Origin of the sequence: Streptomyces sporangiiformans (assembly GCF_005768555.2) — a bacterium.
Lineage (GTDB): Bacteria > Actinomycetota > Actinomycetes > Streptomycetales > Streptomycetaceae > Streptomyces > Streptomyces sporangiiformans.
Map to the genome: position 1 here is coordinate 13,801 of NZ_VCHX02000096.1, position 24,738 is coordinate 38,538.

Here is a 24,738-nt window from a genome sequence, read left to right on the forward strand (position 1 = left end):
TCTTGGGAAAGCGCACATGCTCCGGCGACCCGCGCGAGGTGCTGCCGAACTGCGACAGGTTCGACGAGGCATAGCGGGAGCTGCCGTAGTCAGAGGTCCTGTAGCCATCCGCCCAGGGCCCGCGTCAGATCCTCGTGAAGCTCCGGATCGTCCGTCGCACCAGCAAGGCGATAGGCAGTCGGCCCGACGCGCCAACCCGAATCGTGATCGAAAGGCGGTCGCTGTCCCGCTGCGTTATGCGCGAGTTTGGCCACCAGTTCCGCGAGTGCAAAGTACAGAGCGTGTTCCTCAGTCAGCGGGTCTTCTCTGCTCAGGCTCCGTCGCCGGATTCGGTCGAAGACTTCGCGACCCCGCGGCCACTGGTCTTCACGTTCTGCCAGGATCAGGGCCTCGTCGATCTCTGGTGACCGCCCCATCTTCCGGGCCGCAGCACCAAGAACGCTTCCTGCCCAAAGGACGGGTTCCTGCTGTTGCTGGAACAAGTTCCGCCCCCAGATATAGAGACGCTCATTCGTCGGCAGGTCAGCCACGATCGCTCCAATTCTCGTGGAGGAAGTGGCGGAGATCGGCGGCGAGGGCGGACATCTGCTCGCCGGCTTCCAGCCATGTGGTGACAGAACCCTCCCAGCCGCCGACGGCAGTCGGCCAGGGCCGAAGCGTCCAGGTCAACCCAACATGCCCGCCCGCCCGGAAGACCGCTTTGAGGGTGAGGTCGTGATCGTTGTTCTGCCAGACGCGCTCTCCGTCCCAACCTCGAAAGTCCCGGGCCAGCTCCTCCAGGAAGGGCACCAGGTCCGCGTCCCAGATCCATGCGACTACTTCATCGACACGGGCATTCAGCCCGGGCGCGCATGCCTCAATGGCGTAGTGCACGCGGTCTTCGTCCGGACGGAAACGGTCACAGAATCTCACCCTGACCGCGGGGTTGTCCTGGGAGTGGACGACCACCTCGGACAACTCGTTGAGGCCAGCGTCGTGAGTGCTCATCCGCTGAACAGTAGGTCAGCCGGTCACCCGCCGTCACCGTGATTCCGGGCCGGGTAGGCGGCCGGGATCGACGCGGTCGACGAGGTAGATCATGGTGGCTTCGGGGTCCATGCCGAACGCGGTGGCGACGAGTTTGGGGGCCATGGTGTTGACCAGGTCGAGCAGGCGAGTCCAGCGGATCAGGCGCGGCGGGAAGCCGCAGGCATCCAGAACGTGGCTGAGATAGGCGGTGGATGCCGGTCCCCGGCCGGACTTCGTCTGGCCGGGGACCATCACGTGGGGATTTTCGGTCCGCTGGGCTTCGCGGTGAGCCAGGCAGCGTTCCAGCACTGCCCATGACGCTGGGTCCAGGGGGACCCCGGATGCGGGCGGTCGCCGAGCCGAGCGGTCCTCACCTGTAGGTCCAGATCATCGCTCTGCAGCATCTTGACCTCGCGACTTGAGGCGCCGTGCAACAGCGCGAGCATGCCCAGCAAAGCCTCGTGGGGGTGAACGGCCGGACCGGTGGTCCAGCGGCGGAACAGGATGCGTTGCTGGTCGAGTGTCAGCGTCGCTCCGGTGAAGCCGCTCGGTCCTTGGGAGGACAGACCGCAGGTGGGATCCACCAGCACAATCTTCCGTGAGCGGGCGAAGCAGAAGAACTGTCCGAGCACGACCAGCCGACGTTTTCGGGCCTTGGGTGCTCAGCGCCCAGTCCTGCTTGCCGCGTTCGCCGGTGAGGAAGCGGGCGAGGTCACGCATGATGGCCAGTGCCGCCTCGACGGTCGCGTCGCTGCGAGGCCGTGTTCCGTTCCGGCGGGCCCGCTCGCGCGAGCGCATCGTGAAAGCGGCGAACACATCCATCGCTGGCCGCAGGGTCTCGGGGACGGCGTCGATGCGGCGCTGTCGGCGGCCGGCCGCAAGCCCCTCGCCCTGATCGGTGGCCATGGCCATGCCGTGACCGGTGAAGAAGGTTTCCAGTGCGCGGGCGACGGAGCCCATCGAGCGTCCGGAACGACGAGAGCGTTCGAGCAGAGCCTGCGGGCGGTTGGGCTGCTCGTCCAAGAGAAGTCGTCCCAGGGAACTGATCATCGTGCATGCGCGGCTGACGCAGTACTTGGCGGCGAGGTCGGCGGCGAAGTTCCGCAGCCAGTCCGCGGGTTCGGCGAGTTCGGCGATCAGGTTCTCGGCCCGGACGAAGGGCCGGTCGGGGTGACGCTGCCAGCAAGCTGAGCGCAGTCCCAACTCGGCATGCCGTCGCACGCGGCCGCATTCGCCGCAGAAAGACGGGCATCGAGGAACCGATTGCCTGGCCGCCTGCCATCGCTGCGGCCCTGACCTGCATCAAGAAGCGCACAGAAGCAGCTCCGACTCGGCAGGGGAAGGCCTCATAGGGGCCAACAAAGAACACCGGACGGACACAATACGATTCGGAACAGGGGATAATTTCAGCCATTACCACCAAAGCTTCTTTACATCGAGGCCTTAGAGGTTGTCTCACGTGGCAAGTTTCGCGAGCTTCTTGTTAGCAGGTCAGGGCGGCGGCCAGGCCGAGGAAGGGGAGGAAGTGCGAGCCCTTTCGTTCGTATCGGACGGTGAGGCGGCGGTAGCCGAAGAGCCAAGCGATCGACCGTTCGATCTTCCAGCGGTGCCGACCGAGGCGTTCGCCTGACTCGATGCCGGGCCGCGCGATGCGCGCGACGAGCCCGCGCTCGCGCAGCCAGGTCAGGTGTTCGGCGGAGAAGTACGCCTTGTCCGCGCGGAGTTTGACGGGTCGGCGCCGCCGTGGTCCCCGGCGGGACCGGACGGCGGGTATGCCGCGGATGAGCGGCTTGAGGGCGAGGCTGTCGTGCATGGTCGCGCCGGACACAGCGACGGCAAGCGGGATGCCCTGGGCATCGGACAGCACGTGCAGCTTGCTGCCATTCTTGCCGCGATCGACCGGGTTCGGCCCGGTCAGCGATCCCCCCTTTTGGCGCGAACGGAGGCCGCGTCGACGATCGTTCGAGGTCCAGTCCCACCTCGCCGCGGGCCCCGAGCTCGTCCAGCACCGCCCGGTGCAGCCGACGCCACAGGCCGGCCTCGGTCCATACCGTGAAGCGGCGATGCGCGGTGGCGGGCGACGTGCGGAACGTCGGCGGGCAGATGCCGCCAGGCACAGCCGCTGGTCAGCGCGTACACCACTGCCGTGAACACAGCCCGCTCGTCACAACGGAGCGGTCCCACCACCTTGCGGACGAGCAGCGAACGACGGCAGCAACGGGGCGGCCAGCTCCCAGAGTTCATCAGGAACCAGACGCTTCGACAGATCAGCACACACGACCGGCAGCATGCCGCACGAACATCAAGTCACGTGAGACAACCTCTAAGCCTTGATTGGTGCGGCCGACCTGGCGGCCTGCTCGATCTTCGCGCAGTAGGCTGCACGGGCTTCCTCGTCGATCTGCTTCTCGAGTTCGGCGCGCAACCCGGTCCGGCCGTCGAGGCCCTCGCGCAGGATATCGGCGTGCCCGGCATGCCGGATGGACTCGCCGAGGACATGGACCATGATGGCGAACAGGTTCGTGTCGGCATAAGGCTCCGGCCACCACGGCACGTGGCCGGGGGCGTCGAGGGGAAGCTCGTTGATCGTCGCGTCCGAGTGTTCCCACGTGCGCCGGTACAACCCGATGATCTGATCGCGGGTCTCGTCCTCGGTCGCCCACAGATCGCTGCCGTTGGAGTCCTGCCACCGGGACAGCGGTTCCGGGGAAGGGCGGTCGAAGACCTCGCCGAAGTACCTGGCCTCGACGGTGGCCACGTGTTTGACCAGGCCGAGGAGGTTGGTCCCGGTCGCTGTCAAAGGCCGCCGGGCGTCGTATTCGGACAAGCCGTCGAGTTTCCAGAGCAGCGCCTTGCGGTCCCGCCGCAGTCTCCCGTGCAGGTTGTCTTTCGCGAATTCATCGATCATCCGGCATGAGCCTGCCATGGGCTGCTCGTGGTCTCAAGATCCCGTACGTGGTCCGCAACGACTCGCAGAGCCGAGGCCTGGCCATGGCCGCCGCCCTGACCTGCTACAAGAAGCTCGCGAAACATGCCACGTGAGACAACCTCTAACCTCGCGCTTTCATGAAGCGGGCTGTCCGACGGGTGGTCAGGTAAGCGAAAAGTGCTTCTGACCAGCAAGAATGAGGATTGTCGAGGTCCTGGTTCCTGCTCCAGCCGGAGGCGCTTCTCAGGTGAAGAAGAGTATCGGATTCTACCCGCGTGTGCGCGTCGAGGGCGGTGGCCGCGGGGTGGTCTCACAGGCCGGGGCGGTGCTGCTGGTCGAGACGGTCCGCAAGTCCGGGCTGGACGGTGCGATATCGGCGGCACTGACGCCGTGGCGCAAGCCGCGGGCCGTGCACGATCCGGGGAAGATCTTGCTGGACGTGGCCCTTGCCGTCGCGCTGGGCGGGGACTGCCTTGCGGATGTCGGGATGCTGCGGGCCGAGCCGGCTGTGTTCGGGCCGGTCGCCTCCGACCCGACGGTCTCCCGCCTCATCGACACCCTTGCCGCGGCCGGGCCGAAGGCCCTTCACGCGATACGGGCCGCTCGGGCCGAAGCACGCGAACATGTCTGGAACGTGGCCACGAACGCGGCCCCGGACGCCGGAGGCCAGGTGATCGTGGACCTGGACGGGGTGCTCGTGCTGGCTCACTCCGAAAAGCAGGACGCCACCGCGACTTGGAAGAAGACCTTCGGACACCATCCCCTGATGGGGTTCGTCGATCACGGAAGCGGTGGGAGCGGGGAGCCGGTGGCCGGCCTGCTCAGGCCCGGCAACGCAGGCAGCAACACCGCCGCCGACCACATCACCACGGCCCAACTCGCCCTGGCCCAACTGCCGAAGAAGTACCGGCGCGGACGCCAGACGCTGATCCGTACCGACTCCGGCGGTGGCACCCACGAGTTCGTCGCCTGGCTCGCCCGGCGGGGCAGGCGGCTGTCGTACTCGGTCGGCATGACCATCACCGACGCCGTCCACCAGGCCGTCCTCAAGGTCCCGCCCACCGCGTGGACGGTGGCCGTCGAGCCGGGCGGCGAGATCCGCGACGGCGCCCGGGTCGCCGAACTCGACGGCGATCTCCTCAAGGGCTGGCCCAAGGGGATGCGGCTGATCATCCGCAAGGAACGCCCACACCCCGGCGCGCAGTTGCGCTTCACCGATGCCGACGGCCTGCGGCTCACCGCGTTCGCCACCAACACCACCGGCGTCCCGATCGCCGCACTCGAACTGCGGCACCGCCAGCGGGCACGCGCCGAGGACCGCATCCGCAACGCCCGCGCCACCGGCCTGCGCAACCTGCCCCTGCACGACACCGCACAAAACCAGATCTGGCTGGAGATCGTCCAGCTCGCCCTCGACCTGCTGGCCTGGATGCCCATGCTCGCTCTGACCGGCAAAACCCGCAGGTGGGAGCCCCGTCGACTCCGGCTCCGCCTCTCCTCCGCCGCCGCCCAGATCGTCACGACCGCCCGCCGCCGGCACCTAAGATTCGCACACCACTGGCCCTGGACCGAGGTGATCACCGACGCCCTGGCACGGCTCGAAACCCTCCCGAACCCCGGCTGACCAGCACGCTCCCGTCCCTGCCAGCAGCACCACCCGAGCCGGATCCGTGGAACCCGGCGCTCACCCGACGCGACAGCCGGGCCATCAGCCTGGCCACCAACAGCCCGAACAACCGAAACGGCCCGCCGAAGAAACCGACGGACCGTCACGAAAGATCGACGTTAGTGGCTTGGAAGTGCTGGTTGGACGCGGCCGCTTTCTGCCGTATTCCGGTCCCGTCCCTTCAGTGGCTTCCCGACCACCTGATCCGTGGACCGAGATCAACACTCGACATGTGGATCGAACCGTTGTTTTGCGTCAGGTGGGGGCGCCGTTGCCGACGCCCCCACCGACTCAGCTGGAGATGTCTTCCAGGACGGTTTGGCGGGTTTCGGGAAGGAACAGGATGGCCACGACCGATCCGGTCACGAAGAGCACGGCGCTGGCGGCGAACACAACGCTGGGGCCCTGGGCGGCGATGACCAGTGGCACGACGACGGGTCCGAAGATGGATCCGAGGCGTCCGGCGGCGGTGGAGCTGCCCATTCCGATGGCCCGGGCACGGGTGGGGAACAGCTCCGGGGTGTAGGCGAAGATCGAGGAGAACATCCCGAAGAAGAGGAACTGCAGGACCGACCCGGAGATGATCAGCTCGGTGACGCCGGAGGCGTTGCCGTAGACGAACGCTGCTGCGGCCGAGGACAGGGAGAAGCCGACTAGGCAGAACTTGCGGCCGATCCGTTCGAGAAGCCAGGCGGCGGTAAGGAACCCGGGGATGCCCCACAGGGCCATGAGGACGATGTAGCCGACGGACTCGACCATGTCGTAGCCGGCGTCGGTGAGGAGCTTGCCGATCCAGGTGGTGAGGCCGTAGTAGCCGCCGAGCAGGCAGAACCACATCGTCCAGCTGGCCAGGGTCCGCTTGCGGTAGCCGTCGGTGAACAGCGCCCGCAGCCCGGCCTGCTGGCCGGTCGTGTCGCGGTCGTCGATCGGTCCGGGGTCGGGCAGGGGACGACCGAAAGCGGCTTCGGTCTTGCGTTCGACGTGCTCGAGGGTGGCGATAGCGTCGGCGTGGTGGCCGCGGGAGACCTGCCAGCGGGGGGATTCGGGCAGGTTACGGCGCACGATGAGCGCGACGACGGCGAGCAGGGCCTGGGCGAGGAAGAAGCCGCGCCAGCCCAGGGTCGTTGACAGCAGCACGAACGATCCGATGCCGGCGAGGATGAATCCGATGGGCCAGGTGCCCTCCATCAGCGCGACGTAGCGGCCGCGCCTGGCCGACGGCATGAACTCCGACAGCAGGGCGGCGGCGACGGGGAATTCCGCGCCCATGCCGATGCCCAGCAGCAATCGGAACGCGGCGAGGCTGGCGAAGTCCCAGGACAGCGCGAGCAACACGCTGGCCGAGCCCCAGATGATGATGCTGTACTTGAATACCTTGAGCCGGCCGAACCGGTCGGCCAGGACGCCGGCGCCGACGGCGCCGATGAACATGCCGGCGAAGGTGGCACTGCCCACGAGGCCGGCCTGCAGCTCGGTCAGCCCGAACTCGGCGCTGATCGGGGCGAGCAGGTGCGTCAGGGCGCCGAGGTCGATCGAGTCGAACAGCCACGCGGTGGCGATGATCAGGAACAGGCTGCGCTGGTAGCTGGTCCAGGGCAGTCGTTCGAGCCGGGCGGCGACTTCACCGGCGCTGATGCGGCCGCTGGGTCGGGTCTGCAGGGATGAGGAGTCCAAGGCGGGCTGCCCTTCGGATTCGATGAACGTCACCTCTCTAAGTGGTGACGCATCGGATAGTCGAAGCGAGACGCGTCACTTGTCAAGGGGGTGACGGTCTCAACCGCGCAAAGGACCCCGTCACATGGACGACGTCAAGCGGGGCCGGCGTTGGTCGTGAGACGACTCAGGAGGCGGCCGCAGCGTCGGTGCGGCGTTTGCGCGCCCGGTAGGCGGCGGCCTTGACGCGGTTGCCGCACTCGTCCATGCCACACCAGGTACGGCGGGCTCCGCGGGAATGATCGAGATAGATGCGGGTGCAGGCGGGGCGGCCGCATTCCTTCATGTGAGCCTCGCGGTCGGCGAGGACGGCGACGGCGTCGCGGGCCAGTTCGGCCAGGACAGCGTCAATGTTGCCGGTCCGACGGATTCCGGTGTCGCTGAGCTGCACAGTCAGGCCCGCGCCTCGGGCGAGGTCGTTGACGGCGTCGAGAGCTCGGCGGTCGAACCCGCGCCCGGCGAGCCGGTCGGTGGCGAGCTGGTAGACCGCTTCGCGCAGGCTGATGGCCTGCCGGAACGCGTTCTGGGTGACGCTGACTTCGCCGGGCAGGTCGGTGGAGGCGTCGAGCCAGCGCTCCAGGTCGGCCGGCCCGGCCAGCAGCTCTTCCGGTTCGGTCCGGCGCCACTTCAGCGTGCCCGCCAGATCCAGTGCCGCACTTCCGCTCACGAACGTGAATCCCACGTCACCATCTTGACAGGTGACACCGAGCCGTGCAAGCTTCGTCACCGTCTGAACTGGTGACGATTGGAGTGGCATGCTCAGCCGCGAGGACTACCTGTACTTCACCGATCGCGCGCTCGACGGGATGGCCGCGATCGTGGTCGAGCTCGGCGACGAGCGCGCGAACCGGGCCGCCTACCCCGGCGCGAACTCGCCGTACGCGCTGCTGCACCACTGCCTGTGCGTGATCGAGACCTGGGTCGGCGGATTCGTCCGCGGCCGTCCGATCGACCGCGACCGCGACGCCGAGTTCACCGCCGCCGGCCCGGTCGAGCTGCTCGTCGAGCGTTGCGCGACCGTGCGCGCCCAGATGCACACCGACGTCGCCGACACGCACCCCGAGCAGTTCCTGCTCCAAGAGCCCCCCGCGGACTTCCTCGGCCCGCCCACCCGCCTCACCCAGGGCGGCGCGCTGCAGCACGTGTTCGAAGAACTCGCCCAGCACCACGGTCAGATGGAGACCCTGCGCGACGTCCTCGCCGCCGCGCCCGACCAGCCACTGGAGACCGCATGAGTGCCCAACCCCGTCCTGAGCTCGACCCGACCCGGCTACGAGCCGGCCACGGAGCCAAGTGGACCGCCGTCGACGCCGACGTCCTACCTGCCTGGGTCGCCGACATGGACATCGGCATCCCCGAACCCGTCCGCGCCCGCATGCTCGAGACCATCGAACGTCAGGACCTCGGCTACCCCTACTGGCCCGACGGCGACCCCGTCGTCGACGCGTTCACCGACCGCATGCGGTCCCGGTACGGATGGCAGCCCCGCGAGGGCCGTACCCGCGTGTTCAGCGACCTGATCCAGATCCTGCAGATCGTCATCGAACACACCACCGAGCCCGGCGATCCCATCGCCCTGCACGTGCCGAACTACCCACCGTTCCTCGCCGCGATCCACCGCGCACGACGCCGGATCGTGCCGCTCCCCCTCGACCGCACCGCCGGAGGCTGGGAACTCGACCTCGACCGACACCACGCCGTCTTCGCCACCGAACGGCCTCGTCTGTTCGTGCTGGTCAACCCGCACAACCCGACTGGGCACACGTTCAGCGCCGCCGAGCTGCGTGGGCTGGCCGACATCGCGACCGAGCACCAAATCCCCGTTCTGGCTGATGAGATCCACGCCGACCTCACCTACCCACCGCACCGGCACATCCCCTTCGCCGGCCTCGACCCGGCCGTGGAGGACCTGACCATCACCGCGACGTCGGCGACGAAGGCGTTCAACCTCGCCGGCACCCGGTGCGCGGTCGCTCACCTCGGCTTCGCACCCACCGCCGACGCTCTCGACCGCGCCCCGCTGGACTACTTCGGCACCCCCAGCGTCCTCAGTCGCATCGCCACCGTCGCCGCCTGGCGTGAATCCCACGACTGGCACCACGCCACCACCGACCTGCTCACCCGCAACCGTGACCGCGTCACCGCCTGGGCCCGCGCCCACCCTGAGCTCGGCTACCTCCCCCCGGAGGCGACCTACCTCGCCTGGATCGACTTCACCCAGGCAGGCCTCGGACCCGACCCCGCGGCCGCGCTGCTCCGGCACGCAGGCGTGTACCTCAACTCCGGTGACGAATTCACTCAGCACACCGAACTGACCAGCTCGACCTACGCACGACTCAACTTCGCCACCACTACCGCGAACCTCGAACAAATCCTGGACCGACTCGATAGCGCACTGGGAAAGAGTTAGAGCACCACCGTGAGTCCGCCCCAGCGATCCGTCAGGATTTCCGGGCTGTGCCGGCCCTAGCCTCGCGCTTTCACGAAGCGGGCTGTCCGGCTGGTGATCAAGAAAGCAGAAAGTGCCTCTGACCAGCGATAATGAGGATTGCTGAGGTCCTTGTTCCCACCACCGCCGGAGGCACTTCCAGGTGAAGAAGCGTATCGGGTCCTATCCGCGTGTCCGCGTCGAGGGCGGCGGCCGCGGAGTGGTTTCGCAGGCCGGGGCGGTGCTGCTGGTCGAGACGGTCCGCAAGTCCGGTCTGGATGCGGCGATATCGGCGGCGCTTGTGCCGTGGCGCAAGCCGCGGACGGTGCACGATCCGGGCAAGAATCCTGCTGGATGTCGCGCTCGCGGTGGCGCTGGGCGGAGACTGCCTGGCCGATGTGGGCATGCTGCGGGCCGAGCCGGCCGTGTTCGGGCCGGTGGCCTCCGACCCCACGGTCTCCCGGCTGATCAGCAAGCTGGCGGCGGGCGGACAGCGGGTCCTGGCTGCGCTGCGCACCGCCCGTGCTGAAGTACGCGAACACGTATGGCGGTTGGCCGGTGAAGCAGCACCGGACGCGGACGGGCAAGTGATCGTGGACATCGACGGCGTCGTCGTCCTGGCACACTCCGAGAAGCAGGACGCCGCCGCGACCTGGAAGAAGACGTTCGGGCACCACCCGCTGATGGGGTTCGTCGACCACGGCCGCGGCGGGTCCGGCGAGCCGGTCGTGGGCATGCTGCGGCCCGGCAACGCGGGCTCCAACACCGCCGCAGACCACATCGAGGCCACCAAGCTGGCCCTGACTCAGCTGCCGAAGCGGTTGCGGCGGGGGCGGCAGACGCTGATCCGTACCGACTCCGGCGGCGGCACCCACGAATTCGTCGCCTGGCTCGCCCAGCGCGGAAGGTGGCTGTCGTACTCGGTCGGCATGACCATCACCGACGCCATCCACCAGGCCGTCCTGAAGATCCCGGCCTCGGCTTGGACACCGGCCGTGGAACCCGACGGCGAGATCCGCGACGGCGCCTGGGTCGCCGAACTCGCCGGCGACTGCCTGACCGGCTGGCCGAAAGGGCTGCGGCTGATCGTGCGCAAGGAACGGCCGCACCCCGGCGCCCAACTGCGCTTCACCGACGCCGACGGCATGCGGTTGACCTGCTTCGCCACCAACACAGCGGGCCAGGCGATCGCTACCCTCGAACTGCGCCACCGGCAGCGGCCCCGTGCCGAGGACCGCATCCGCGCCGCCCGCGCCACCGGCCTGCGCAACCTTCCCCTCCACGACGCCGCACAGAACCAGATCTGGCTGGAGATCATCCAGATCGCCCTCGACCTGCTCGCCTGGATGCCCCTGGTCGCCCTGACCGGCCAAGCCCGGCTCTGGGAGCCCCGCCGACTGCGGCTGCGACTGTTCTCCACCGCCGCCCAGCTCATTACCACCGGCCGCCGTCGCTACCTCCGCCTCGCCAAGCACTGGCCCTGGACCGGTGTGATCACCGATGCCCTGGACCGGCTTCACGCCCTCCCGAACCCCGGCTGACCAGTATCTTCCCATCCCTGCGAGCAGCACCAGCCCACCGGAGCCGTGGAACCCGGCGCACACCCGACGCGACAGTCGGGCACCCAACCTGCCCAGACTCCGAAAACCTCCACCAACACTCACCACAAAGGGTCCGTCAGCAAGCTGACGGACCCTCATGAACGATCGAGGTTAGCGGCGTCGAGCATGCGCCAGAACGCTTCGGTGTCCATGGCGGGCAGTCTGCCAGGGCGCTCCGAAAAGCCTCCTCCGCACGCGCGCGGAGGTTAAAACTCAAGTTGAGTACGTGTTTCTGAACTCTGATCGGCCACCGGAACGGTGCTCATCGTTTTCGGCCTGGACCTGGCTCTGTCCGAATGATCAGAGACCGAGACCGGAGGAGCATCAACCTCAACGCGGCTGGCTGTGTCACTTTTCAGGGATGTCGTTTCGAGGTGAGTTCGGGAGTCACTCGCGGGGCTTTTTCGTGATCAATGTCGATGTGAATTGATGTCACTGGGGCGCTGTGGCAGCCGTCAGGGCCCCAGGAGCGGCTCATCGCCCTCGACGTGAAAGGGTGGCGGCAGCTCCTGCCCGGGTGTTCGTTGAAGTGGTTGCATGAGAGGCGGGCGCCCGGCTGGAGGCATAGGTGGAGAGCCCTGACATGTCCCGTGGTGCTCGTCTGGCTGCCCACGGTGCCGTTTCCACATCGCTGGCGCTATGCAGCGATCGCAGACTGCACGAGCTCGTGGACGCCGCCACACCGATCGGTTCCGGCATCGGCGGGAAGACACTACTGCTGGAGGTCGACGAAACCCCGGTCTTCGTCAAGCAGGTACCGCTGACCGATCTGGAGCGACGGCCGGAGAACGTTCACTGCACGGCGAATTTGTTCGGAGTGCCCTCCTTTTGCCAGTACGGTATCGGCGGCCCGGGGTTCGGAGCCTGGCGGGAGCTGGCCGTGCAGATCATGACGACGAACTGGGTGATCTCGGGAGACTACGAGGGTTTTCCCCTGATGTACCACTGGCGGGTGGTACCAGGGCCTGGCCAGCCACTTCCCGAGGAGCTGGCCGATGTGGAACGAGTTGTCGCCTACTGGGGAGGCGGATCGGGGGTGCGCCGCCGGATCGAGGCTCTCCAGCAGTCCACGGCGAGCCTCATGCTGTTCCTGGAGTACATCCCACAGAACCTGCACGACTGGTTGGGTGTCCAGATCGGGGCCGGTGACGAGGTGGCCGGGCGGGCCTGCGCCTTGGTGGACAACGAACTGCAAGCCGGCACCTCGTTCATGAGCGCCCGCGGGCTGCTGCACTTCGACGCTCATTTCAAGAACATCCTGACCGACGGCCGCCGTCTGTACTTCGCAGACTACGGCCTCGCGCTCTCTTCCCGCTTCGACCTGTCCAGGGACGAGGCCGGTTTCTACGACCGGCACCGGAGCCACGACCGCTGCTACACGGCCTCGTACCTGGTGTACTGGCTGGTCACCGCCCTGTACGGGTATGGGTGGGACGAGCGCTACGCACTGGTGCGCGCGTGCGCCGAGGGGGAGCGCCCCACGGGAATCCCGGAGGCGGCCTCGACGATCATCGCCCGCCATGCGCCGCTCGCCGCGGTGATGTGGGACTTCTTCCGCAGGCTCCAGGAGGAGAGCCGGGAAACCCCCTACCCGCTGGAGGCGATCCGCCGGATCGGACAGCAGGACAGCCCGCCTGATGCGGCGACGGGGTCATAGGACCCGCTGCGGCAGCAGCACACTCCACCGTCCCACCACAAGCCCCTGGGTGACGTCAGAACAAACCGACATGGCAAACTCGTTCAGAAGGTGACTCCCACAGTCACCTCGAAACGACTCCCGCAGTGAGATACAAAGCCAACGCGGTGATGTCCCATGGTGTGGTCATCCCCACCGCCAGGGGGTGGCTCACCGGATGGGCAATGACATCGGTGCGCGGCGATCGTGTGTCCCAGAGACGACTTGATGGCCACGCATGACGAAGGGACACCTCATCGATGCGCGTCCTCCTGATCGGGCCGCCCGGAGCTGGCAAGGGCACGCAGGCAGTGCGCCTTGCCGCGCATCTGTCGATCCAGCACATCTCCACCGGTGACCTGTTCCGCGAGCACATCGACCAGGGCACCGAGCTCGGGCAGAACGCCCACACGCACATACGCGCCGGCCTTCTGGCACCGGACGAGGTCACAATCGGGGTGATCAAAGAGCGCCTTGCCCGTCCGGACACCGAGTGCGGATTCCTGCTGGACGGCTTCCCCCGCAATCTTGCCCAGGCCCAGGCTCTGGACGGCATCCTGGCCGACTCGAAGTCGAGGCTGGATGCCGTACTGGACCTGGAGATTCCCGAGGCCCAGGTGGTCAGGCGGATCGCTGGACGACGGTTGTGCCGTCAGGACCGCGAACACATCTTCCACGTCGACTACAGCCCGGCTGAAGTGGCAGGAGCCTGCGACGTCTGCGGCGGTGAGCTGTACCAGCGCGATGACGACCGCGAGACAACCGTTCGCAAGCGACTGGAGGTTATCGCAGCGAGACGGCGCCGGTCGTCGACCACTACCAAGCTCAGGGCCTGGTGACCACGATCTCGGCCCTCGGCCAGGTCCAGGAGGTCCTGGACCGCGCGCTGGTCGCGATCGGCCAGGCCAGGTCGATGCCTCCGGCGCGTCGAGCTGTTGACCCCTGCGCTGGGAAGGTGCGGGGCTGCCGTCCCTGACTGCCGCCGCCGAGGACTGTAAGCTCCGCCCGCCCGGTGGCTGTTTTCGACACCCCGACTTTGGGACGACGCGGCTGACCGGACCCTTGCGATGCAGGCCCGGTCAGCCGTCGGCTGGCGCCGGTTTTCTCGCCCAGCTGGGATGGCGCCTTTCCGTGCGAGGCGCCTGGTCATGAGCGTGATGGCGCTTCCAAGCCGAGAGTCAGACCGAAAATCCTAAGATCACAATGAATGGCCGCAAATAACCGGATGGTGACCGAAGTTGGATCAGGGATGCGTTCGCCCTGCGGTTACTGTGACCGTTCGCCGAATGGTTCCGCTCGGCGCCTCCAACCCCTCACCTTGCACCGCGGCGAGCAGAACACCGCATCCGAGCGACGGTCGACGCCAGCCACCCACCGGGCCCCGCACTCCGGACACTCCACCTCGCCCGTACCGTCCCGGACGGCCGCCAGGCGCTGGCGCAAGCGCCTTTCCCGACGCCACTGACTGGACCGACACACCGACGAACTCCGCCCCGGGCCGGGCCCCGGCCTCAGCCGTTCCCCGCAGCCCCGGCAGATCCTTTCCCCGGCCCGACCGGCGTCCTCGGACACCAGGCCAGCGTAGGACCCCAGGCTACTCAGAACCGGGGCTTAGAAACACGCACTGAGCTTGTTCTTTATCTACCAGGATCTTCCAGGTCTGCCGATGGCCTTGAGAGTCTCGGGGCTTTTGACGGTCTTGCCCACGTCGTAGCGGGGTGCGGGATGGCGGTTCTTGGTCCCGGGCGGGCGTCCGGGACCGGCGCCACGAGGTTGGGGAACACGGGCCGGACAGAGCAGGTGGGCTCGGATGTTTCTGAACCCCCGGCGGACCCGGGCCGGAGTGAGGCGTTCGGGCTTGGTCGGCTTCTCCCAGGGCCGACCGAGGTCGGCGGCCAGGGGCCGGGCGAGCCTGAGCTGGGTGTGCGCGACGACCAGGAGCCAGGTCCAGCGGTCCGCCGCCTCGGGTGTACGCAGTTTCGGGGTGGTCCAGCCGAGCGTCTGCTTTCCGAACCTGAAGGTGTGCTCCAGGTCGAATCTCCTCAGGAACCCCTGCCACCAGCGGTCCACGTCCGCCGGGGTGGCTTTGGTCTTCGAGGACCACAGCCATACCGGCGGAGCCTCCCGCTCCTTGGAGAGGTGCTCGACTTTGAGGCGGACCAAGGTGCCCTCGACGATGGGGAGTTCACCGTCGTGCTCCAGCCAGGCCGAGCGGTGATTCAGCCTCGGGTGGACCCGGTCCCACGCCTGGGCTTCGGCCTTGCCGTAGTTGGTGGTGTCGGTAGCCGTGGTCACGGAGGGGTCGGGCCACGTCTCGGGCTTGATGAAGCGGAACTCCGGCCCGTGCTTGGGTGGGCGCCCGCCCTTGGGGGCGTAGACGCGGGGCAGCCTCGGCAGGCGCATCACCCGGTCGCCACGGATCCGGCCGACCAACTCGACGGGAAGATCCCGCAGCATCCAGGCCAGGCGGGTGACGTCGTAACCGGCGTCCATGACGATCGTGATGTCCGGGGCCCCGGGCTGCCACTGGCTGGCCGCGACGAGCCGTTCCACCACGGCCCTCAGCTGGGCGGCGGTGACCGCGGTCGCGTCGTCGGCGGGCCCGAGCCGGACCACGTCCAAGATCCCTGTCCACGACGTGGCACCGGGCTCCAGGACAGCGACGAACGAGTAGGGCCAGCCCGGGATGAACTGCGACGCGGACTTCGCCCGCCCGTAGACATGACAGAACAGCCGTTGGTCCGAGCACGGAGCGTCAGAGCGAAGCCACGGCGACACGTCGACCGCAAGCACCAGGCGCCCGCCCTCGAAACGTGGCAGCGGCAACCCGGCTAGCGCCGTCCGCAGACGGTCGACATCAATCCCGCCGCGGTTGAGAGCGGAGCGCCGTACAACGCGCCGTGACCACGGCGGTGTTCGGGCACCAGCGTCAGATCCACCGGCGACTTCACCGGGCCGTCCGCACACAGCACCGCGTCCACCAACTCGAACAGTTCATCGCGCCGGGCGGTCAGACATGCGTAGAACCCACCCCGGAAGCGTGACGCCTCTGCGAACGCTTCCGTCCGGACAGAATCAGACAGCAGACTCACCATCACGGCCTTCGTCTCGGTCACGTGCACCTTGGTCGGAGCACATGATCAGGCGGAGGCCGCCCCCACGTCCGCTGAACTGCGCAAACCTGCCTCAAGTTCGAGATCGGTTCGACGTCGGGAAGCTGAACTCATGACTCGCACGGTGGGAGTTCTTGCGCAGTCAACAGCCCTCGAATGGTGCTGAAGGCGTTCTTCTTCGGCGCACCGGTGAGCTGATCAACGATGACGCTGCATCCCACCCAGGTGGACCCGCACTCCTCGACCATGCTCCTGACGGCCGCAGCCTGGCTTCCGGTCTCAATCCAGTCATCAACCATCAGAACACGGTCTCCCGGCCCCAGCGAGGATCGCTGGAGTCGCAGCGTGTGACGAAGGCGTCGGTAGTCGGCAGACGACTGACGCACGACTTTGTCGCCTGGGAAGAGGCCCTCACCCTTGCGGATGGGAACGAAACCGACGCCGAGCTCGACGGCCGCGGCACCGCCTAGGAGGAATCCCCGCGACTCGATCCCGCAGACTGCTGTGATCTGCTCATCCCGGAACGGTTCAACCAGAGCGGCGACCACCGCGGCCAAGGCCTTGGCATCCCGAAAGATCGCCCACACATCCGCGTGACCACCGATCCACCGGAAGTGTTCAAGCGTCAGGTCACGCGCAGTCGAAGGCATGAGCGGAAGTCTTCCGATCGCCGAACAAGGCAGCAAACCATTAACGACCACCCCGGCATCCTGGCTCTCACGACATCGACCTGAGCCCGTAGATAAAGAACAAGCTGAGCTTGCCTTTTAACCTCCGCGCTGGGTGCAACCTGAGGCTTGCCATCTTGACGCGTAACCTATGGGTTACGCTTCTGGTGTGGACGACCTGAGCAAGGTGGCCGACGCCATCGCCGATCCGGTGCGCCGGGAGATCCTGATGATGTTGCGCCGTACCCCACTGACGGCAGGCGACATTGCTGCCCGGTTCGCCATCAGCCGACCCGCGGTCAGCCGTCACCTGCGCGTGCTGCGGGAGAGCGGCCTGGTCCGGGACCAGCAGATCGGACGCCATCGGCGTTACTCCCTCGTCCGCTCCCGGCTGGGTGACCTAGCCGCCTGGCTCACGCAGTTCGACACCCAGCGTGTCGACTGGTCGCAGCGTCTGGCGGCGTTGGAGACCGAGGTTCACCGCACCCGACGGGACCGCAATCGGGCTGAGCCCGCCAACGATCAGCACACCGCGCGCCACTCCAAGGAGGACACGGCATGACCCTTGAGCCCACCGGACAACTCATCCCCACGCCGACGGGGCACGACCTGATCCTCACCCGCAGCTACCGTGCCTCCGCCGATGACGTCTGGGCGAGTGTCACCGAGCCGGAGCGCACCGCCCGCTGGTTCGGCCCGTGGCGCGGCCAGGCGGCGGCCGGCCGCACCGTCGAAGTGCAGATGGTGTTCGAGGAGTCGGCGCCCTGGTGCCCACTGCGAATCGAAGCCTGCGAACCGCCGCGCCGACTCGCCGTCTCGATGGAGGACGAGGCCGGATCCTGGTCGATGGAGCTGCTGCTGGCCGAGAGCGACGGCACCACCGAACTCCGGCTGGTCCATCATCTCGCCTCCACAGAGCACCTCGGCCAGACCGGCCCGGGCTGGGAGTACTACCTGGACATGCTCACCGCCGCACGCACGGGCAGGCCACGGCCTGCCTTCGAGGACTACTACCCCGCGCAGAAGGCATACTTCGAGTCCCTGGCCTGAGCTTGTCGCTTATCCGTTGAGATCGAACGGCCTTCGAACTGGGTCGCTCACCTGGGCATTCGCCAGACGTGCGGGTGGCCTCGCTTGATCATGTGCGTCCTTGGCCGGAGAGCCTCAGCAAGGCCCCGGCATGCGCTCGACGGCCGTGCCCGTCCTCGCCTTCGAGCCCCCGGGCCCGGCAGGACGGAATACTCCGAGCACGGCCGAAGCTGACCTGATCATGAGTGAGATTCTTGTGACTGGCGCGACCGGCAATGTCGGCCGGCAAGTTGTTGTTCAGCTCCTGGCGACAGGCACCGCTGTGCGTGCGTTGGCGCGTGATCCCGAATCGGCCGAGCTACCGAAGGGAGTCAAGGTCGTGGGCGGGGACCTGTCCGAGCCGGACACGCTGGAGGGGGCGCTGACCGGGAGCGAAACAGTGTTCCTGATCTGGCCGTTCCTTACGACCGAGGGGGCCCTGGCCGTGCTGGAGGCGATTGCACGACATGCCCGTCGCATCGTCTACCTCTCGTCGTCGGGTGTGAACGAGGGCGCCGAGCGGCAGACCGACCCGATCAATCAGCTCCACGCCGATATGGAGCGCCTGATCGAAAAATCCGGCCTGGAGTGGACCGTCCTGCGGTCGAACACCATCGCCTCCAACGCACGAGGATGGGCCGAGCAGATCCGCACCACGCACGTCGTTCGCGGTCCCGACATGGCCGCCACGGCGGTGATCCACGAGCGCGATGTCGCGGCCGTGGCGGTACATGCGCTGACCGATGACGGGCATACGGGCATGAAACACGTCCTGACCGGCCCGCAGGTACTGAGCAGAGCAGAGCAGGTACACACCATCGCGGAAGCGATCGGCCGCCCGACGCGCTTCGAGAAGGTCCCTCTACAGGTCGCACGAGAGCAGATGCTCGCCGACGGCAGGCCACCTGCTCTCGTCGAGGCCCTGTTGGCCAGCGCTGAAACGCGGCCCGAATCGACCTTGATCACCTCCACGGTGGAAGAGATCACCGGAGCGCCGGCGCGCACGTTCCGCTCGTGGGCGCAAGAGCACGCGGACGATTTCCGCTAGGTTCGCCGTTTCAAAGTCCCGGCCCGAAAGGTCCTCAAACTGGGTCGCTCACCTGGGAGTTCGCCAGACGTGGGGACAGCCTCGGCCTGATCATGTGCTCCGGCCAAGGACGCACAAACGGACCGAGACCGCGGAGACGAGTGTGCTGCACCAGAACGACGGATGGGAGGCGTTCACAGCGCTGTCACGCTTCCGGGGCGACTTCTACGACTGCCTGACCGCACGCCAGGACGCGCTGTTCGAGCTGACTGACGCGCTGCTGTGCACGGACGGGCCGGTGCGGACGCTGGTCGACCTGGCGCTCGCGCCGGAACACCGCCGCGGCCACGGCGCCTTGTACGGCAGCCTGAACAAGGGTCGCCTCAACGTCGACCGGCTGCGGCGGACGTTGGCCGGGCTGCCGCTGCCTCGCGCGGCGGATGGCCGCCTGGTCCTGGCGGTCGATGTCTCTCCGTGGCTACGGCCGGACGCCGCCACGTGCCCGAATCGGGCCTTCTGCCACACCTACGGCCGGGGCGAGGGCAAGCACCAGATGGTGCCCGGCTGGCCGTATTCGGTGGTGGCCGCGCTGGAAAGGGGCCGCACCTCCTGGACCGCACTGCTGGACGCGGCCCGCCTGCAGCCCGGGGCAGACGTCGCCGCGGTGACCACGATGCAGATCCGTGAGGTCGTCGAGCGGCTCATCGCCGTCGGCCAGTGGCGGCAGGGCGACCCGGAGATCCTGGTGGTGCTGGACGCCGGCTACGACGCGCCCCGCATCGCTCACCTGCTGGCCGGGCTGCCCGTCGAGATCCTCGGTCGACTCCGTTCGGACCGCGTCATGCGGCGGCCGACACCGCCGCGGGTCTACGACCCCAAGGGCGGCCGGCCACCCAAGCACGGCGACGAGTTCGTCTTCGGCGACCCGGCCACCTGGGGCGCCGAGCAGGCCGTGACGACCACGGACACCCGGCTCTACGGCGCGGCGACCGCGCGGGCGTGGGACCGGCTGCACCCACGACTGACCCGCCGGGCGGCCTGGATCGACCACGACGGGCCACTGCCCATCATCGAGGGCACCGTCATCCGCCTGACCGTGGACAAGCTGCCCAGCGGCGGAGTGAACAAGCCAGTCTGGCTGTGGTGGTCAGGCACTGGCGCCACCGAAGCCGACATGGACCGCTGCTGGCAGTCCTTCCTCCGCCGCTTCGACATCGAACACACATTCCGCCTGTTCAAGCAGACGCTCGGGTGGACCAAGCCCCGACTTCGCAGCCCGGGGGAGGCCGACCGGTGGACCTGGCTGGTGATCGCTGCCCATGCCCAGCTCCGGCTCGCCCGCTCACTGGCCGCCGACCTGAGGCGGCCCTGGGAGAAGCCAGCCCCGCCCAACAAACTCACACCCGCCCGCGTCCGGCGCGGGTTCAGAAACCTGCACGCGAAGACCGGCTCCCCGGCCGGTGCACCCAAACCTTCACGTCCCGGTCCCGGACGGCCACCGGGCTCGAGGAACCGTCGCCCGGCCGTACGTCATGACGTGGGACGCGTCCTCGCGACCGGCGAGGCATACACCCGCCCCGCCCACCACAAGAAGGGCACGAAGCCCCGTCGAACTGCATAAATGGCAAGCTGAGCTTGTCCTACCGTTCTAGCGCGGGCCAACGCCGGTCATTCGTAGGATCGGTGAGCCCGAGGGTTCTGGGTATGGCAGTGAGCTTGTCGCCGCTCGATGGCTGAAAAGACTTGGCCACCCGGAGCCTGCGACGGTCGGGACCGCGGCAATATGCGCCGTCCCCGTCGGTACCACCGCGGCCTTCTGCGGGCCTGCTACCTCGCCGCGATGGCCAGTCTCCGCTCATGTCCTGCCTCGCAGCGTTACGACCAGCGCAAACGCAGCGAAGGCAAGACTCACGTCCAAGCCGTACTGGCACTGGCCCGCCGTCGCCTCAACGTTCTCTGGGCCATGATCCGCGACCACGCTCCGTACGAGCTCCATCCTCAACTCCCCACCACGGCTTGACGACCGCTATTGGGAAGTTCTTTAGCCTCCGGACTCGAACAACGGCCCGTACTTGACCGCCCGGATGGGGAATCGCCGGATGTGGGCACGGCCTTCGGCTGATTCTGTGCTCCGACCAAGGACACATTGACCAGCACGAAGGCCGTGGGGACGAGTTTGCTGCATCACGACGCCCGGTGGGATGTTCCTTGAGCAGGTGGGTTCTTGAGCAGGTGAGGGAGTGGAGGCGAGGCGGGACAGCGGAGGGGCTCAGCGCACGATGTCGTCGTGGTGGTCGAGCAGGTCCAGTTCGTGGCGCCTGGGCAGACCCTCCCAGTCGCCCGTAGTGCTGACGGCGAAGGCGCCGAGCAGCACCGCCGTCCGCAGGCGCCGCTCCGGCGGTTCGCCCGCGAGCAGTTCCGCGAGGTACCCGGCGGCGAAGGCGTCTCCCGCACCCACGGTGTCGTGCACGGTGACGGGCACGGCGGGCTGACGGAGTTCCTGGCCGTCCAGGAGGGCGTACGCGCCCTCGACGCCCAGTTTGATCACGGCTCCGGTGGGGCCGAGTTCGCAGATGGCCTTGGCGAGCGCCTCCGGCTCCTCGGCGCCGGGCACCGCGAGCCGGGCCTCGTGCGGTCCCGCGAAGACCAGGTCGCTCCTGCGCAGCAGCGGCAGCAGCGTGCGCCTGGCGTCGGCCTCGCTCCACAGCAGGGAGCGGTAGTTGATGTCCAGGGAGACCGGTACCCCGGCGTCCACGGCGATGTCCACCGCCCGGGTCACGGCCAGGGACGGCCCCTCCCCCAGCGCGGGGGTGATCCCGGTGATGTGCAGGACCGCCGCGCCGGCGACGAGGTCCTCGGGGATGTCCTCGATGGACAGCCGGGAACCCGCCGTGTGGGTGCGGTAGTAGCGCGTACGGCTGTGTGTGGCCGTACGGCGTTCACGCAGCAGGAGCGAGGTGGGAGCGGCGTCGCGGACTGCGACCGTGGTGACCCCTTCCGCGCGCAGCTCGCGGAGGATGAGGTCGCCGAGGGCGTCGTCGCTTACGCGGCCGATCCAGGTGGCGGATCCGCCGAGCCGGCTGACCGCCGCGGCGACGTTCGACTCGGCTCCGGCGAGCCCGAGGCGCAGCCCGGAGCCCAGGGTCAGTGGGCCGACGTCCGGCGCGGCCAGGACCGCGAGGACCTCTCCGACGGTCACCAAGGAGCGTTGCTGGGAAGGGTCGTTCACTGGCCCGCCTCCTGGGCACAGGGCGTGGCCCGGATCGCGTCGAGCAGCGTGCGGGCCCTCGCGGTGAGGGCGTCCAGGGTTTCGGGTGCCGGGTTCCGGTCGGTGCCGCGCAGCAGCGGGGAGCCGATGCCCACGGCACGCGCGCCCGCGTCGAGGTAGTCGCGCGCCTGGTCGATGCCGACTCCGCCGACGGCGAGGAGCGGGACGTCCGGCAGCGGGGCCCGCAGCTGCCGCAGGTGGGCGGGGCCGCCGGTGCTCGCGGGGAAGAGTTTGACGGCGGCGGCTCCCGCCCGCCAGGCGGTGGACACCTCGGTGGGTGTCCAGGCGCCCGGGTAGCACGGGGTGCCTCTGTCGGCGGCGCCGCGGATCACCTCGGTGTCCACGACGGGGGCCACGAGGAACTCGGCCCCGGCCGCGAGCGCGTCCCGGGCGTGCCCGGTGGTGATCACCGTGCCGACGCCGACGGCCACCTCGGTTCCGAGTTCGTCCCGGATGGCGGCCAGCGCGTCGAGGGCGCCCGAGGTGGTGAGGGTGACCTCCAGGCAGGTGATGCCGCCGTCCGCGAGGGCCCGGGCCACGGCGGACAGTCCCGATGCGTCGGCCGACCGGAGGATGGCCATGACCCGGGTACTGTCCAGCTGTGGGGTGAGAGCGGGACGTTCCGTCATGACCTGGCCGCCACAGGAGAGTTGCTGGTGCCCAGGGTGTTGGTCAAGGGAAGTTCCTTTGCAAGATGGTGCGTCGGTGAACGGCGTTACTTGAGTCCGGAGGTGGAGATCCCGGAGATGAAGCCTCGCTGCATGATCAGGAAGAGCACCAGCACGGGTACGACGTACATCACCGCGCCGGAGGCGACCACGTTGCCGAGCTGGGCACCGTGCTCGTTGACATAGCCGGTGGCGAGCTTGACCGCGAGAGTGGTGCGGGCGTCGTCCAGCAGCAGGGCCGGGGCGATGTAGTCGCCCCAGGTCCAGGAGAAGGACAGGATCAGGCTGGTGGCGATGACCGGCCAGGACTGCGGCAGGAAGATCCGCCAGAAGNGCTGGTGGCGATGACCGGCCAGGACTGCGGCAGGAAGATCCGCCAGAAGATACGGATCTGCCCGCAGCCGTCGACGATCGCCGCCTCCTCCAGTTCCTTGGGCATGTTGCTGAAGAACTGCCGGAACAGGAAGATGAGGTACGGCGCGCCGGACAGACCCCACAGCACCCACGGCATGTAGGTGTTGAGGAGGTGGAGCTTGGCGAACATCAGATAGGTCGGGATGAGGGTGATCACGGCCGGCAGCATCATCGTCGACAGCAGCACGGCGAAGATGGCCTTCTTGCCCGGGGCGTCCAGCCGGGCGAAGCCGTAGCCCGCCCAGGCCGAGGCGAGGGTGACCAGCACCGCGTAGATGGTGGCGATCGTCAGGGAGTTGCGGGCGTAGCCGAAGTAGTCGAAGAGGGTCAGAGCCTGGCGGAAGTTGCCGAGGTTCGGTTCGTGCGGCCACCAGTGGATGGGGAAGGCGCGCAGCTCGGACACGTCCTTGAGCGCGGTGATCGCGAGCCAGCCGAAGGGGCTGAGCATCAGCGCGAGGATCGCGATCAGGAGCATGTAGACGGTGCTGCGCCGGGAGAGCACGCTCATCGGCTGCCTCCGATCGTGCGGGCCTTGGGCTTCGCCTGCTCCGGCTCCACCGAGTAGAAGACCGCGCCCTTGCTGAGCTTGAAGATGAGGAAGGTGACGACGCAGATGATCGCGAAGAGCACCCACAGCAGGGCGGAGGCGTAACCGTAGCGGCCGTTGGCGAAGTACTGGGCGAAGACGTTGATCATGTAGAAGTAGTTGCTCTCGGGCACGGACGAGACGCCCTTGGGCGTGGGGTCGAGCGCGATGAGCAGCGGCATGAAGGTCTGCAGCGAGCCGATGATGCCGGTGACGACCTGGAAGAAGATCACCGGGGAGAGGAGCGGCAGGGTGATGCGGGTGAAGGACTGCCATGGACTCGCGCCGTCCACCCTGGCCGCTTCGTTCAGCTCCTTGGGGATGTCCTGCAGCCCCGCCAGCGAGATGATCATGCCGTTGCCCACGCCCCACAGCGTCAGGACGATCAGCACCCAGCGGGCGTAGGGGTCGACCAGCCAGGTGACGCCGTTGATACCGGCGAGGTCCAGGGCGCCGTTGGCCGCTCCCGAGTCACGGTCGAAGATCAGCTTGAAGGTGAGGGCGGCGCCGACCGGGGGCACCACGGCGGGCAGGTACAGCAGGGTGCGGAACACCCCGCGGGCCCGTATCGGCTGGTTCACCAGCACCGCCAGGAGCAGTCCCGCCACGATCGTCAGCGGCACCGTTACCGCGGTGAAGACTCCGGTGCGCCACAGGGAGGACATCGTCTCCGGGTCGGAGAAGACCTCCCGGTAGTTGTCCAGCCCCACGAAACGCGAGTTCTGTGACAGGCCGTCGGCGTTGGTGAAGCTGAGCCACAGCGCGTACCCCAGTGGGAAGGCCGTCAGGGCGAGGAAGCCCAGCACCCAGGGCACGGTGAACACATAGAACGCGCGTGCCCGGCGGGCCCGCAGCGAGGCAGGCCGGCGAGCGGGGCCGGCCGGCCGGGGCGGGGACGACGACGCC

The 24,738-nt window shown here is 68.0% G+C and carries 22 protein-coding genes and 6 pseudogenes; 13 read left to right on the forward strand and 15 right to left on the reverse strand.

The window, feature by feature from the left end; all coding sequences use genetic code 11:
• Positions 1-89 precede the first annotated feature (89 nt).
• Genes FGD71_RS11130 through FGD71_RS48735 form a run of 4 tightly spaced genes read right to left on the reverse strand, consistent with a single transcriptional unit; the run spans position 90 to position 1,592 of the window.
• Complete coding sequence (locus FGD71_RS11130) at positions 90-530, reverse strand: hypothetical protein (protein ID WP_119100245.1); 441 nt, start codon at positions 528-530, stop codon at positions 90-92.
• Positions 523-987 (reverse strand): DUF6228 family protein, encoded by a 465-nt coding sequence (locus FGD71_RS11135; RefSeq protein ID WP_162931094.1) that lies wholly within the window; start codon positions 985-987, stop codon positions 523-525. The genes FGD71_RS11130 and FGD71_RS11135 overlap by 8 nt, the downstream gene beginning before the upstream one ends.
• Positions 988-1,020: 33 nt before the next feature.
• On the reverse strand, positions 1,021-1,263 hold the full coding sequence (locus FGD71_RS48730) for a hypothetical protein (protein WP_240436521.1): 243 nt from the start codon (positions 1,261-1,263) through the stop codon (positions 1,021-1,023).
• Complete coding sequence (locus tag FGD71_RS48735; RefSeq protein WP_240436522.1) at positions 1,260-1,592, reverse strand: hypothetical protein; 333 nt, start codon at positions 1,590-1,592, stop codon at positions 1,260-1,262. The genes FGD71_RS48730 and FGD71_RS48735 overlap by 4 nt, the downstream gene beginning before the upstream one ends.
• On the opposite strand from FGD71_RS48735, the gene FGD71_RS11150 reads away from it, so the two are divergent.
• Positions 1,582-2,199 (forward strand): hypothetical protein, encoded by a 618-nt coding sequence (locus FGD71_RS11150; protein ID WP_140935858.1) that lies wholly within the window; start codon positions 1,582-1,584, stop codon positions 2,197-2,199. The genes FGD71_RS48735 and FGD71_RS11150 overlap by 11 nt on opposite strands.
• Positions 2,200-2,463: 264 nt before the next feature.
• Here the strand turns inward: FGD71_RS11150 and FGD71_RS11155 are convergent.
• Together FGD71_RS11155 and FGD71_RS11160 are read right to left on the reverse strand one after the other, a co-directional pair.
• A pseudogene (locus FGD71_RS11155) lies at positions 2,464-3,286 on the reverse strand (IS5 family transposase).
• Positions 3,287-3,331: 45 nt separating this feature from the next.
• Positions 3,332-3,916: a DinB family protein gene (locus FGD71_RS11160; protein WP_119100246.1), complete on the reverse strand. Its 585-nt coding sequence runs from the start codon at positions 3,914-3,916 to the stop codon at positions 3,332-3,334.
• 5 nt (positions 3,917-3,921) lie between these two features.
• Between FGD71_RS11160 and FGD71_RS49645 the strand changes: the two genes are divergently transcribed.
• Together FGD71_RS49645 and FGD71_RS11165 are read left to right on the forward strand one after the other, a co-directional pair.
• A complete protein-coding gene (locus tag FGD71_RS49645; protein WP_276147133.1) occupies positions 3,922-4,050 on the forward strand; it encodes a hypothetical protein in 129 nt (42 codons plus the stop codon).
• A gap of 134 nt (positions 4,051-4,184) precedes the next feature.
• Positions 4,185-5,561 carry an IS1380 family transposase gene (locus FGD71_RS11165; protein ID WP_119100247.1) on the forward strand — a complete coding sequence of 459 codons (1,377 nt, stop codon included), beginning with the start codon at positions 4,185-4,187 and terminating at the stop codon, positions 5,559-5,561.
• Positions 5,562-5,894: 333 nt separating this feature from the next.
• Here FGD71_RS11165 and FGD71_RS11170 read toward each other — a convergent pair whose 3' ends face one another.
• On the reverse strand, positions 5,895-7,310 hold the full coding sequence (locus tag FGD71_RS11170) for an MFS transporter (protein WP_205571117.1): 1,416 nt from the start codon (positions 7,308-7,310) through the stop codon (positions 5,895-5,897).
• 133 nt (positions 7,311-7,443) lie between these two features.
• Entirely contained in the window at positions 7,444-7,998 is a 555-nt protein-coding gene (locus FGD71_RS11175; RefSeq protein WP_240436523.1) for a CGNR zinc finger domain-containing protein, read from the reverse strand.
• A gap of 73 nt (positions 7,999-8,071) precedes the next feature.
• On the opposite strand from FGD71_RS11175, the gene FGD71_RS11180 reads away from it, so the two are divergent.
• From FGD71_RS11180 to FGD71_RS11200, 5 genes and pseudogenes are all read left to right on the forward strand, one after another.
• Complete coding sequence (locus FGD71_RS11180; protein WP_119100248.1) at positions 8,072-8,551, forward strand: DinB family protein; 480 nt, start codon at positions 8,072-8,074, stop codon at positions 8,549-8,551.
• Positions 8,548-9,726 carry a MalY/PatB family protein gene (locus FGD71_RS11185; protein WP_205571119.1) on the forward strand — a complete coding sequence of 393 codons (1,179 nt, stop codon included), beginning with the start codon at positions 8,548-8,550 and terminating at the stop codon, positions 9,724-9,726. The genes FGD71_RS11180 and FGD71_RS11185 overlap by 4 nt, the downstream gene beginning before the upstream one ends.
• 181 nt (positions 9,727-9,907) lie before the next feature.
• Positions 9,908-11,285 (forward strand): annotated as a pseudogene (locus FGD71_RS11190) (IS1380 family transposase).
• 643 nt (positions 11,286-11,928) lie between these two features.
• The gene (locus FGD71_RS11195) at positions 11,929-13,002 is read left to right on the forward strand and encodes a protein kinase family protein (protein ID WP_119100249.1); all 1,074 of its coding nucleotides are present in this window, start codon (positions 11,929-11,931) and stop codon (positions 13,000-13,002) included.
• A 278-nt stretch (positions 13,003-13,280) separates the two neighbouring features.
• Positions 13,281-13,996, forward strand: a pseudogene (locus tag FGD71_RS11200) (adenylate kinase).
• Between the two features lie 665 nt (positions 13,997-14,661).
• Here the strand turns inward: FGD71_RS11200 and FGD71_RS11210 are convergent.
• Positions 14,662-16,115: pseudogene (locus FGD71_RS11210) on the reverse strand (NF041680 family putative transposase).
• A 128-nt stretch (positions 16,116-16,243) separates the two neighbouring features.
• Positions 16,244-16,783: a phosphoribosyltransferase family protein gene (locus FGD71_RS11215; protein WP_119100251.1), complete on the reverse strand. Its 540-nt coding sequence runs from the start codon at positions 16,781-16,783 to the stop codon at positions 16,244-16,246.
• Positions 16,784-16,970: 187 nt separating this feature from the next.
• On the opposite strand from FGD71_RS11215, the gene FGD71_RS11220 reads away from it, so the two are divergent.
• The 5 genes and pseudogenes from FGD71_RS11220 to FGD71_RS11240 all read left to right on the forward strand — a co-directional run.
• The gene (locus FGD71_RS11220) at positions 16,971-17,363 is read left to right on the forward strand and encodes a metalloregulator ArsR/SmtB family transcription factor (protein WP_119100252.1); all 393 of its coding nucleotides are present in this window, start codon (positions 16,971-16,973) and stop codon (positions 17,361-17,363) included.
• Positions 17,360-17,851, forward strand: a complete 492-nt coding sequence (locus FGD71_RS11225; RefSeq protein WP_119100253.1) for an SRPBCC family protein — start codon at positions 17,360-17,362, stop codon at positions 17,849-17,851. Before FGD71_RS11220 ends, FGD71_RS11225 begins: the two co-directional genes overlap by 4 nt.
• Before the next feature lie 220 nt (positions 17,852-18,071).
• Complete coding sequence (locus tag FGD71_RS11230; protein WP_119100261.1) at positions 18,072-18,917, forward strand: NAD(P)H-binding protein; 846 nt, start codon at positions 18,072-18,074, stop codon at positions 18,915-18,917.
• Between the two features lie 145 nt (positions 18,918-19,062).
• On the forward strand, positions 19,063-20,517 hold the full coding sequence (locus FGD71_RS11235; RefSeq protein WP_240436524.1) for an NF041680 family putative transposase: 1,455 nt from the start codon (positions 19,063-19,065) through the stop codon (positions 20,515-20,517).
• Between the two features lie 144 nt (positions 20,518-20,661).
• Positions 20,662-20,916 (forward strand): annotated as a pseudogene (locus tag FGD71_RS11240) (IS110 family transposase); the annotation flags it as partial.
• Between the two features lie 249 nt (positions 20,917-21,165).
• On the opposite strand, the gene FGD71_RS11245 reads toward FGD71_RS11240, so the two are convergent.
• From FGD71_RS11245 to FGD71_RS11260, 5 genes and pseudogenes are all read right to left on the reverse strand, one after another.
• Positions 21,166-22,125: a sugar kinase gene (locus tag FGD71_RS11245; RefSeq protein WP_119100254.1), complete on the reverse strand. Its 960-nt coding sequence runs from the start codon at positions 22,123-22,125 to the stop codon at positions 21,166-21,168.
• A complete protein-coding gene (locus tag FGD71_RS11250) occupies positions 22,122-22,793 on the reverse strand; it encodes a bifunctional 4-hydroxy-2-oxoglutarate aldolase/2-dehydro-3-deoxy-phosphogluconate aldolase (RefSeq protein WP_119100255.1) in 672 nt (223 codons plus the stop codon). Before FGD71_RS11250 ends, FGD71_RS11245 begins: the two co-directional genes overlap by 4 nt.
• A gap of 86 nt (positions 22,794-22,879) precedes the next feature.
• Entirely contained in the window at positions 22,880-23,155 is a 276-nt protein-coding gene (locus FGD71_RS48740) for an ABC transporter permease subunit (protein ID WP_338120049.1), read from the reverse strand.
• An 11-nt stretch (positions 23,156-23,166) separates the two neighbouring features.
• A pseudogene (locus FGD71_RS11255) lies at positions 23,167-23,754 on the reverse strand (carbohydrate ABC transporter permease); the annotation flags it as partial.
• Positions 23,751-24,738, reverse strand: a 988-nt coding sequence (locus FGD71_RS11260; protein WP_140935859.1) for a carbohydrate ABC transporter permease, incomplete at its 5' end; no start/stop codon positions are given. The gene FGD71_RS11260 and the pseudogene FGD71_RS11255, both read right to left, overlap by 4 nt.